The organism is Pyxidicoccus fallax (assembly GCF_012933655.1).
Taxonomy (GTDB): domain Bacteria; phylum Myxococcota; class Myxococcia; order Myxococcales; family Myxococcaceae; genus Myxococcus; species Myxococcus fallax.
In genome coordinates this window covers 1-10,086 of the sequence record NZ_JABBJJ010000414.1, presented here as the reverse complement: position 1 = coordinate 10,086, position 10,086 = coordinate 1, and the positions used below count along the sequence as shown (strand labels likewise).

The window sequence follows — 10,086 nt, the reverse complement described above, 5'->3', positions numbered from 1 at the left end:
CCCAAGTCCCGCCCTCCCCAGGACGCCCTGCCCTCACGGCTGGAGGCGCTCCTGGAGTCGCTCACCGACCGTCACTTCGCGGACCGGCTCGTCCGGGTGCACCGCGCGGCGGCGGTGGCCATCGACCGGCTGGGGCACCTGAGCATCGCGAAGTACGAGCCCACCTCGGTGGAGCCGGACGGCGGCGCGGACCTATCCTTGTGGGAGACGATGGCGCCGGCCATCGGCGACACGGTGATGGGCGTCAACCAGCTCATCGCCGCCATCAACACGGAGTTCCCCCCGCCCGCGCGGCCGGCCGGGGGTGACGTGGGGTGGGCGCCGCCTCCCGCCAGCTCGGACGAGCGGCTGGCGCAGGAGGTGGAGGCGGTGCTGCACGCCAGCGCGGAGCGGCTGTCCAAGCGCGTGGGCGAGCTGGGCCAGCAGATGCGCCGCCCGGAGGTGGTGAGCGACCGCTGGACGCTGATGGCGGAGCTGCAGGCGTTCCGCGCCGACTTCAGCGCGCGCATCGGCGACCTCGTGTACCTCACCGCGTCCGCCTTCGAGGACGTGCGCCGCGAGGACGTGGTGCCCGGCTACGTGCACCAGGTGGCGGCGCGGGCGGCCCTGCGCGCGGCGGCGGCGGACCTGCGCCGCTCACTTCAAGGCAGGCTGGAGCGCGCGGCGAAGGCGGAGCCCTCCGCGCGGCCCGCGCTGGCGAAGCAGGTGGCGGAGAGCCTGTCGGCCTTCATCTCGCTGCCCGCCTCGGTGGCGCTGCGCACGCCGCGGAAGCGCGAGGTGCTGGAGGCGCGCGCGCGGCTCCTGGAGACGGCCTCGCGGCCGGAGCTGCCGCCGGAGGCGCTGCCGGGCGAGGTGGAGCCCTTCCTCGCGGCGCTGGACGCGCACATGGAGGAGGTGACGCGCACGTGGCTCATCGTGCACGACCGCGCGGTGTGGGCGGAGTGCGGGATGAAGCTGGAGCAGGTGGAGATGCACCTGGCGCTCGGCTCGCGAGGCGCCGCCCGGGTGTTGTCGGAGGCGGTGGACGCGGCGGGAGCGCTGCAGGGACGCTCGGTGCCCTTCGACGTCTTCCTGCGCAAGGCGCGGCAGGAGGTCGGTGACGGGCTGGACGAGGCAGGGACGCGGGACATGCTCTCGCGCTTCCGGGAGCGGCTCGCGGCCCTGCCGTTCAGCTAGGGCGGGACGGGTGCTACTCCTTCTTGGGCTCGGAGCCCTGCGGCAGCGCCGGGGCCGCGGGCTTCGGCGGAGTCACGCGCAGCTCGTCGAGGCGGGCGGCGAGCGTCTCCGGCGTCATCTCCTCCTGCCACTGCTTGGGGTTGGTGTTCCAGCCGAAGTCCGCCGGCACCTTGCCGCCACCCTGGCTGCCGTAGCCAATCATGTCCGGGAACTGCTTGGACCAGCGGCCCGCGGGGTCCGGCTCCTTGGTGATGTGCTCGCGGTTGGGACGGTGAAGAAAGGGCTTGGGTGCGTCGCTCATGGCACCGCAGCCTCTCCGAAAGCCGCCCGCATGGGTAGAGGGAAGCTGCTGGGACAGGGGCCCTCAGGCCGCCCGCCGGGAGCGCTTGCGCCGCGCGGGCAGCGCCGGGGGCAGCACCCGGGGCCCCAGGGCGAACACCGCGGCGAAGTAGCGCGCCTGCGCCTCGCTGCCATAGCGGTAGCGCCGCACGGCCCCCTCCCGCGTCTCCACCTCCACGCCCCAGCCTCGCCGGTCGTGGAGGAGCTCCACCCGTGCCACCTCGCCCATGCCATCCCCTCCCACACTCATTCCCCTGCCCCTTGAAATCCCCGTGCCAGCCGGAGGCAGTGGGCTCCCCGGGTTGGGATGTCGGGGAATCACCACTCGCGCGGCGGGCGGTAAGGATTGCAGGGGCGCTCGGTTGGCTGGCTGTTTTACCGGGGTGCCGTGGAAGCGGTCGGCGGATGTACGTACCGGAGTACACCCCCGGGCGCGCTTGTGCCGGGCCGATCCTGCGTTAACTCAAGAGCATGACTCACTTCGAGAGCAGCAACGGCGACCGGTTCGCCGAATTCGTCCTTCCCGACGGCTGCGTGCTCTGCGGCGGCGAAGTGACTGTGCGCGCCTCACATGCGGGTGCGCACAGCTACTGTCCGCAGTGCCACTGGCTGTCCAAGCCGCAGATGCGCGTGCGCGACAACGGCGTGGAGCTGTCCTTCGCCACGACCGTGCTCGCGTAGCGTCTGCCTCCTTCTTCCGGGTGGCGTGGAGCAACCGGGGCCCCGCCGCCCGACGTCTCACCTCTCTGGAAGGCACGGGCTCGCGCGAGCAGGCGGAGATGCGAGCCACCGTCGCCTGAATCAATCCGGCAGCCGGTTGCCGAAGAAGTAGCGCACACCGTCAACGAACTGCTCGGCCCGTGGGCTGCTCAGGAAGTCCTCGGCGATGGCCGCGGCGCTGAGCGGTTGGAAGGAGCGGTCCGCCTTGTAGAAGGCGCTGCAGTCGATGCCCGTCGCGGCTTCGAATCCGCGGCGGAACGCGAAGGGAGCTCAGGTCGTACCCCTCGTGGCGCTTCACTCACCCGGTCGAACGCGAAGGCCCAGCCGTACCACGGAGTCCGCTGCCAGTTGCGCGGCGGCTGAGCGTCCTTGGGCACCGACGGAGCGCCGAAATAGCCTCGGCGCTGGAAGTCCAGGAAGTCGAACTCGTACTTCGAATCGTCCATCGCAAGGGGCCTATACAACGGCCCGGACCGCGGAGCGCATGACCCTCATGCGCTCCATCTCCCAGCCACCTCAGTGCGGTCCGTGGAGGCTGCTGCCGTGTCCCGTGGCGAGCTTCTCGTCTCCGCGCTTCCGGTCCTGCTCATCCCAGGCGCGGCCGTCCTCGTAGCCCCACTCGTTGATGTCCACCTCGTAGTGGGCGTGCGAGAGCAGCCGGCCCCGGCAGAGCTTCTGCTCCCAGTTGCCCTCCTGCACCGAGCCGCTGGCGCGCGAGAGCAGCTCGTTCATCAGCCACTCGGGGACGATGGCGCGGTCGGCCGGGTAGGCGAAGCGGAAGAGCATCAGGTGCGACAGCAGCACCTCCCAGTACCGGTCGAAGCGGCGCAACAGCCGCGGCCAGTCGAAGTTCTTCCCCGCCTTCAACAGCAGGTGGGTGAGCTCGTGTCCATCGAAGCGCTCACGCTCCAGGACGAACGCCTTGCTCCAGAAGATTTCCTCCGCCGGAGGCACCTTGCAGGCGCAGCCCAGCATCTGCGCGCAGACGGCGTGGGTGAACCAGTCGTCGTCCACCACGGTGAGCCCGTTGCCGGACGCGTAGATGAGGTCGACGAGGAAGTCGTCCCAGAACGCCTTGTGGAGCCAGCCGTGCACGTTGCTCTCGGTGCGCCAGCCATTCTGGGCGAGCACCTCCAGTGCGCGGTCGGCGTCTACCTTGCGGATGAAGAGGTCCAGGTCCTTGGTGTCGCGGTAGATGCCCGCGTAGTGCGCGAACGCGTACGCGCCGCCCACGAGGAAGGGAATGCCGGCATCGGTCAGTAGCTGGATGGCGTAGGCGCGCGCGCCCAGCTCGGCGATGGGCCGCCGAACCTCCATCCGCCGCGGGTCTCCCCCGGGCGCGCCCGAGGCCTTCGGTGGTTGCTCAGCCATGGGCCAAAGATAGGAGGACGGTGCCTGCACGACAGCGGTCCGTCCGCGTGCTCGCAGGCAGGGCAGCCAGGCGGGCTCGGGCCTCGCGCGTTCCCTCGGGACGGAGTGTCGAACCGTCCACCTTTCGCGCGCCCTCAGCGCACCAGCGACAGGAGCAGCGGCGCGGTGGCGAAGGACAGCGGAATGCCCACGCCCACCATCAGCACGGCCAGGTCCGGGTCCAGCTTGTGCTCGGCCGCGAGGATGGCCGCGCTCACCATGGGCGCCATCGCCGCCTGGAGCACCGTGGCGTGCACCACCACGGGCGCCAGGCCCGGCATCGCGAGCAGGCCCAGCATCACCACGCCCGGCACCAGCAAGAGCTTGTAGGAAAGCCCCAGCACCAGCGCGGGCACCCGCCGCCGCACGCCCGTCAGCCGCAACTGCAGCCCCACCGAGAACAGCGCCAGCGGCGTGAGCAGCGCGCCCAGCCGCTCCAGCACCGTGTCCACCCAGATGGGGAAGCCCCACGGCCGCAGCGCCAGCGACACCACCAGCGCGACGAACGGGGGAAACGTCGCCACCTTCCTCGCCAGCACGCGCCATGGCAGCGGCTCCTCCGCGCTCGCCCGCGTCGCCGCCAACGTCGCCAGCGTGGACAGCACCAGGAACGAGCCGAGCTGGTCGGCCACCACCGCCACCGCCAGACCGCCCTGCCCCAGCAGCGCCTCCGCCATGGGCAGCCCCACGAAGGCCGTGTTGCCCAGACCGCCCGTCAGCACCAGCGCCATCACCGACTGCCGCGACAGCCCGAGCCGGGGCCCCAGCAGCCGGAAGAACGGGCCCGCCGCCAGGTAGTACAGCCACGGCACCACCGCGGCCACCACCAGCTCCGGAACGAACTCCAGCCGGTGCATCACCCGCAGCACCAGCGCCGGCAGCGCCACGTACAGCACGAAGGTGTTGAACGCGCCGGCCGCGCCCTCGGCGAACCTGCCGCTGCGCCGGGCCAGCACGCCCAGCAGCAGGCATGTCCCCAGCAACCCGATGACCGAACTCATGATGTCCGAGCCCTCCCTCGCCCCATCGCCCCCTGCCGGGTCTCCAGGCGCGGCGCCTCCAGAGGCACCCGCCAACGCGGGGACAGGGCCTGCTTCGCCGACGCCTCGTGGATGGATGACCTCACGCGCGAATCCATGGCAGCCCCACCGCGCGAACTCCAGCGTTTCCGCAGGACCGTTCCCGGGACCGATGACGCGCTTCTCCAGCAAGCCCTGATAGCCCTGTCACCGGGTTCCCCCTGCGCTTGGAGCACGCGACGCGCTGGCGCATGCTCCGTCGCCGCCATGACCTCCCGCACCGGTCGTCCGCGTCCCGCCGTCCTCTCCATCGTTATTCGGAGGGGGCCATGAGCGGCGCGCTGCTCCAGGCGCTGCGGGCGCAGGCGGGAGGGCTGCCGCGCACGTACTGGGTGCTGTGGATGGGCACGCTGGTCAACCGGCTGGGCGCCTTCGTGGTGCCGTTCCTCGCGCTCTACCTCACGCGCGAGCGGGGCTACACGGTGGAGCACGCCGGCCTCATCGTGTCGCTGCACGGCGCGGGCGTGGTGCTGGCGGGGCCGCTGGGCGGCACGCTCGCGGACCGCATCGGCCGGCGCCTCACCCTGGCCGGCGGCCTCTGGCTGGGCTCCGTCGGCATGCTCTTCCTCGGCTTCTCCCGCGAGCCCTTCTGGATTGCCGTGGCGGCCTTCACGCTCGGCGTCCTCGGAGACCTGTACCGGCCCGCGGTGTCGGCCGCCGTCGCGGACGTGGTGCCGCCCGGGGACAGGACCCGCGCCTTCGGCCTGCTCTACTGGGTCATCAACCTGGGCGTCGCCATCGCCGTGCCCCTCGCCGGCTGGCTGACCCACTTCGGGTACACGCTGCTCTTCGTGGCCGACGCCATCACCACCTTCGCCTACGGCTGCTGCATCTGGCTGCTGCTCCCGGAGACGCGGCCCGCGGGCCCGGCGCGGAGCACGACCACGAGCCCGCGCGCTCCCCTGGGCGAGCTGCTCGCCCCCTACCGGGACCCGGTGTTCCTCGCCTTCGGCCTGCCCATCTTCGTGGTGGCGCTCATCTTCCTGCAGTGCCACGTGGCGCTGCCCATGGACCTGGGCCAGCGGGGGCTGACGCCCGCGCAGTACGGCACGGTGCTCGCCGTGAACGGGGTCCTCATCGTCGTGCTGCAGCCCTTCACGGGCCGGATGCTGGGGGGCATGCGGCGCGCCGTCGCGCTGGCCCTGGCGGCGGCCCTCACCGGCCTGGGCTTCGGGATGCACGCGCTGTCCACCAGCGTGCCGCTCGCCATGCTGGCCGTGGCGGTGTGGACGGTGGGCGAAATCCTCCAGGCCCCGGTGGCCCCCTCGGTGGTGGCGGACCTGGCCCCGCCGGAGCTGCGCGGCGGCTACCAGGGCGCCTACTACATGATGTGGGGGCTGGCCTCGTGCGCCGCGCCCGCGCTGGGGGGACAGGTGCTGGGCCGCTTCGGGCCGACGACGCTGTGGCTCGGCTGTCTCGTGCTGGGCTGCGCCGCGGGGCTCTGGCACCTGGCCATCGCCGGGGCCCGGCGCCGCCGCCTGGACGCGCTGCGCACCGTGCGCCCCGAGCTGAGCGCCAGCGCCGACTGACACCCCGGAACGACAACGGGCGGCCCCCCGCGAGGGAGACCGCCCGTCATTCACGCTCCGCGTGGAGCCAGACTACGGCGACACGTAGCTGATGTTCAGCGTGTACGTGCCGGAGGTGTAGCCGCGCACCTGGACGTAGGCGCTCGACTGACCCGCGGGCACGGTGAGCTCGCACGTCTCCGCCGCGCCGCCCAGGTACGGACGGCAGGCGAAGCTGGACGTGGTGGGCGCCGAGCCGAACTGCACGTACAGGTCCGGGTCACCCGTGCCGGACATCACGACCTTGAAGGTGGTGCCGGCCAGCACGGTGTACGCGGGGATGTTCGCGACGCCGCCCGTGGCCACGCTGCCCGTCTTCGTGTCCGTCTTCGGCGTGCCGGTGGTGGTGCCGGGCTTCAGGTAGTTGATGGTCAGGTTGAAGGTGCCGGAGCTGTAGCCGCGCACCATGATGTACGCGCTCGTCGAGTTCGAGGGCACCGTCAGGGTGCACGACTCGGACGCGCCGGCCTGGAACGGACGGCAGGCGTAGCTGGAGGTGGTGGGCGCCGAGCCGAACTGCACGTACAGGTCCGGGTCACCCGAGCCCGTCATCACGACCTTGAACTCGGAGCCGGGCACCACGGTGAAGGGGCCGTAGTTCACGTTCTGGTTCTGCGCCACGCTGCCCGAGCGCGTCTCGGTGACGGGCGTGCCCTGCGGCGGAGGAGGCGGAGGAGGCGGCTCACCGCCCGGCGCGCCGTAGAGCGCCTGGATGCCCTGGACGTCCTTGGTGGTCAGCACCAGGTCGCCCTGCTGCGAGCCGTTGCACTGCGGGTAGTGCATGACGGACGCGGAGTCGTACGTCGTCAGCGCGCGCCAGTTGTTGTCCTCGAAGCAGTTGGTGGCGCCGGACTCGGGACGGGTGTGCTCGTGGCGGAAGCCCAGCGTGTGGCCCAGCTCGTGGCGCAGGATGCCCGTCAGCGTCCAGGGCGCGTTGTTGCCGAACGCCGTGTTGTCGATGAGCACGTTGCGGGCCGAGCGCGTCGAGTCCGGGAAGAACGCGCGGGCCAGGTACTGGCCACCCGAGTTCACCGGGCGCACGTCGAACACCACGTTGGTGTTGCTCGCGGTGCAGTTGGCGTCCTGCGCGGTCACGTGGATGAAGTCCACGTTGCCGGCCGCCTCCCAGGCCCCCGCCGCCGCCGCCATGGCGTTGACCGCGGTGGTGTAGTTGCTGCCGAACGCCGTGGAGCTCACGCAGTAGGTGATGTTCTTCTTCTGCGTGGCGTCCCACTTCGCGTCCTGGCCACCCGTCGTGTGGACGATGAGCTGACCGGTCTTGACGTACTGCTCGTAGTACTCGCGCAGCAGCTTCTCCGACTCGAACGGGGTGTCACCGTCGGTGATGAAGATGCCGGTGTCCGGCTCCTGGTACACGACGGAGAGGAACTGCTCCCACGTCATCGCCTGGCCCGTGGCCTCCGGAGTGGGGGTGCTGCCATCGCCACCGCCGCAACCGGCGAGAAGCGCCAGGCCCGCGAGAGCGCCGACGAACTTGTGCTGGGACATGAACATCCTTTGCTGAGGGGTGTCTGGTCCCTAGCAGCCGTCATGCCAGCCCATAAGTCAGCGCCATCATTCAACTTTTTAATCGTGCCCTTCACCCATGCGGAGCATGGGTACACCACGACCTTGTCGCGGAGCGTCAAGCTTCTTTACATTTTGAGCCCAAAACCTCAACGGCTCTAGGTACTTACCCTTAGAATTCCGACTGTCCTGTCATCGGACAGCCTGTCCGCAAAGATGACGGAATCTTGGGTACTCTGGTTTCTCAGAGAACGGCGATCAGGGTGAGGGCGACGAAGGAGACGAAGACGACCCACGCGGCGGCGTAGTCCAGGTCGCTCTCGTGCAGCAGGTAGTTGAGGTCGAGTCGCATGGCGGTATCCCCAATGAGAAAAGGTCCTCTCATTGGGGGCTACGGGAGGCACCGCCGGGTGATTGCGCGCGTGGGACGGGGCCACGAGCGCTGCGCCCCCTGGAATGGCCGCGGAGGCTACAGGCCGAGGAGCGCCTCGGGGCGGTTGAGGCCGCGCGCGCGGCCGAGCGGCTGGAGGATGTCCTGCGGGGGCGCGTCCGCGGTGAGCAGCAGCGCGCGCACGGACGTCTCCACCACGTCCTCGGCGCCGGGGCGCACCATGCCGCGGCGGGCATCCTCCACGCGCTTGCCGCGGTACACGTCGAAGCGCTCCTTCACCCGGCGGGCGAGGTCGGAGACGGCCTTGTCGCCCACCTCCACGCGCAGCTCCAGCTCGTTGCGCAGTTGCACCGGGTCGGCGAGCACGCCGTAGCGGTCATAGCCCTTGTGCGCCACGTCCTCGTGCGCCACCGCGTAGTCCTGCGTCACCGGGGCGACGACGGCCTGCTCCTTCAGCAGGTCCCGCATCACCGCGGTGACGGAGGCCGTCACGGTGAGCCGGTGCAGCTGCACGTCGTAGACGAAGTCCGAGTACATGGGCTCCTCCACGGTGACGGGCTCGCGGAAGGTGGAGTCGCGGTTGCGCTGCACCTCGATGCGCTGCGCCTCCGACTTGTCCAGGGCGGCCTCCAGCGCCTTCTCCTTGTCGTTCACCGCGGCCATGCGCTGGAGGAGCAGCAGCTCCTCGGCCGCGCAGTCCTTGTTGGAGCAGCGCGCGGGGTTGCACTCGCCAGGCAGCTGCCCGGGCTTCTCCGCGTCGCGCGCCGCCTCGCCGCACTCCTGCAGGGCCTCGCGGCACTCACGCCGCTCGCGCTCCCGGCAGCGCTCCGCCGCCGCGCGCACCATGCCCAGCTCGCCCTGCATGCGCAGGTACTCGCGCAGCGCGGCGGCCTGCTTGCGTTCGACTTCCTCCAGGGCGCGCTCGGCCTGCAGGAGCTTGCCCTCGAAGCCGCCGCGGCGCGGGTTGGGCACGGAGCGGTTGCCGGCGAGGTAGCGCTGCGTGCGCTGCGAGTCCTCCGTCGTCTTCAGGGGCAGCACGCGCTCCAGCGCCAGGTCCAGCCGCACGCCCTCGCGGCCTTCCGGCGCGTCCGTCACCACGCGCAGGGGCAGCTGCGTGGGCAGCATCGCCGCCAGCCGGCCGGCGCCCAGCCGCTGAATCACGTCCGGCGCGCCGGCCCGGTCCTCCACCGGCGTGGCCACCACGAGGAAGGCCACCTCGTCGCGCAGCTTCTGGCGCACCGCCTCGGCCCGCTCGCGCGCCGCCGTGGCGCCCACGCGTTCCTGGTCCGCGCGCACGTACGCCACCAGCGCGTTGCCCAGCTTGCCCGCCTTCTCCAGGCTCTCACCGGTGCCGAACCAGCGCTTCGCCCACGCCACCTGCACCCCGTCCACTCCGCGCTTGGCGGCCGCGTGGTCCGGCGCCACCGACAGCACGGCGTCGAACTCGGTGCGTGCCTCCTTCAGCCGCTCCTCCTTCAGCGCCGCCTGCCCCACCGCCACGCGCGCGTCCAGCGTCTGGTTGAGCAGCTCGCGCGCCGGCGCGTTCTCCGCGTTCAGCTCCAGCGCGCGCACCAGCCGCTTCATGGCGCCGTCCAGGTCTCCATTGGCATGGACGCCGCGGGCCTCCTCCAGCACCACCTCGCTCCACGCCTGACGCACCTTGGTGAGCTTCACCTTCACCTCGGACGCCTCCGGGTCCGCGGCGAGCGCGCGCAGGTAGGCGGCCTCGGCCTCCGCCCACTTCTGCTGCTGGCTGGCGGTGTCTCCCTCCTTCACCGCGCGCGAGAAGGCGGAGCAGCCGGTGAGGGCGAGCAGCGTGGCCAGGGCCAGGGCTCCCAGCCAGCGGCGGGATGGCGTGGAGGTGGAGGGGGGGCTT

The 10,086-nt window shown here is 71.3% G+C and carries 9 protein-coding genes; 3 read left to right on the top strand and 6 right to left on the bottom strand.

Features of this window, described 5'->3' with window-relative positions; translation table 11 throughout:
* Positions 1–1,176: hypothetical protein (locus tag HG543_RS47090; RefSeq protein ID WP_246357805.1), on the top strand; the 1,176-nt coding region annotated here is incomplete at its 5' end.
* A gap of 13 nt (positions 1,177–1,189) precedes the next feature.
* Here HG543_RS47090 and HG543_RS47085 read toward each other — a convergent pair.
* On the bottom strand, positions 1,190–1,477 hold the full coding sequence (locus HG543_RS47085; RefSeq protein WP_169351518.1) for a hypothetical protein: 288 nt from the start codon (positions 1,475–1,477) through the stop codon (positions 1,190–1,192).
* A gap of 63 nt (positions 1,478–1,540) precedes the next feature.
* On the bottom strand, positions 1,541–1,744 hold the full coding sequence (locus HG543_RS47080; RefSeq protein ID WP_246357804.1) for a hypothetical protein: 204 nt from the start codon (positions 1,742–1,744) through the stop codon (positions 1,541–1,543).
* Positions 1,745–1,986: 242 nt separating this feature from the next.
* Between HG543_RS47080 and HG543_RS47075 the strand changes: the two genes are divergently transcribed.
* Positions 1,987–2,196 carry a hypothetical protein gene (locus tag HG543_RS47075; protein ID WP_169351516.1) on the top strand — a complete coding sequence of 70 codons (210 nt, stop codon included), beginning with the start codon at positions 1,987–1,989 and terminating at the stop codon, positions 2,194–2,196.
* Between the two features lie 555 nt (positions 2,197–2,751).
* On the opposite strand, the gene HG543_RS47070 is transcribed toward HG543_RS47075, so the two are convergent.
* Together HG543_RS47070 and HG543_RS47065 are read right to left on the bottom strand one after the other, a co-directional pair.
* Positions 2,752–3,552, bottom strand: a complete 801-nt coding sequence (locus HG543_RS47070; RefSeq protein ID WP_246357803.1) for a nucleotidyltransferase family protein — start codon at positions 3,550–3,552, stop codon at positions 2,752–2,754.
* A gap of 188 nt (positions 3,553–3,740) precedes the next feature.
* The gene (locus HG543_RS47065; RefSeq protein ID WP_169351514.1) at positions 3,741–4,646 is read right to left on the bottom strand and encodes an AEC family transporter; all 906 of its coding nucleotides are present in this window, start codon (positions 4,644–4,646) and stop codon (positions 3,741–3,743) included.
* A gap of 347 nt (positions 4,647–4,993) precedes the next feature.
* Between HG543_RS47065 and HG543_RS47060 the strand changes: the two genes are divergently transcribed.
* Positions 4,994–6,253, top strand: coding sequence for an MDR family MFS transporter (locus HG543_RS47060; protein WP_169351513.1), 1,260 nt, complete (start codon positions 4,994–4,996; stop codon positions 6,251–6,253).
* Between the two features lie 72 nt (positions 6,254–6,325).
* Here the strand turns inward: HG543_RS47060 and HG543_RS47055 are convergent, their stop codons facing one another.
* Positions 6,326–7,801 (bottom strand): M57 family metalloprotease, encoded by a 1,476-nt coding sequence (locus tag HG543_RS47055; RefSeq protein WP_171818564.1) that lies wholly within the window; start codon positions 7,799–7,801, stop codon positions 6,326–6,328.
* Between the two features lie 487 nt (positions 7,802–8,288).
* Positions 8,289–10,086, bottom strand: a 1,798-nt coding sequence (traC, locus tag HG543_RS47050) for an outer membrane exchange accessory lipoprotein TraC (RefSeq protein WP_169351511.1), incomplete at its 5' end; no start/stop codon positions are given.